At 62.4% G+C, this 526-nt stretch carries 1 protein-coding gene; it reads left to right on the top strand.

Translation table 11 applies throughout. The features are described 5' to 3' along the window. Nucleotides 1-526, top strand: a 526-nt coding sequence (locus EN893_RS37295; protein WP_164901563.1) for a multicopper oxidase domain-containing protein, incomplete at both ends; no start/stop codon positions are given.

The raw sequence follows: 526 nt of genomic DNA, 5'->3' as shown, positions 1-526 counted from the left end.
CCCATGATCATGCCTTGCGGCATGGCCGCGCCGGCGAACTGGCTGAACCTGACGCTTTCGGCGCGTGACGTCGGCGGCGCGATCATGCCGCAAGGCATGATCATGGGTCGCGACACGCCGGCGGAATCCATGCGTGACATGGCTGCAACCGATCCGCGTCGCGTTACCTCGTCCTATGGTCTTGCCGCCAAGGGCGACCAGGAACTGCCATTCCGTCTAGAGAACGGCGTCAAGGTGTTCGAGCTCAGACCATCGGTGGTCCGCTGGCAGATCCTGCCCAACGTCGCGGTCGACGCCTATGCCTACAATGGCCAGATTCCCGGTCCGCGCATCCACATTCGCCAGGGCGATAAGGTTCGCATCGACGTCACCAACGACCTGCCCGAGGAAACCACGGTGCATTGGCACGGCATGATCCTGCCGAACCAGATGGATGGACCTGCCGAGATCACCCAGCCGCCGATCGAGCCTGGACAATCCTATTCCTATGCGTTCACCGCGACCCAGCACGGGACCTACTTCTATC

Source organism: Mesorhizobium sp. M7A.F.Ca.CA.004.04.2.1, assembly GCF_004022825.1.
Lineage (GTDB): Bacteria > Pseudomonadota > Alphaproteobacteria > Rhizobiales > Rhizobiaceae > Mesorhizobium.
The sequence above is the reverse complement of the archived record's forward strand: the minus strand, read 5'-3'. Positions and strand labels throughout refer to the sequence as shown.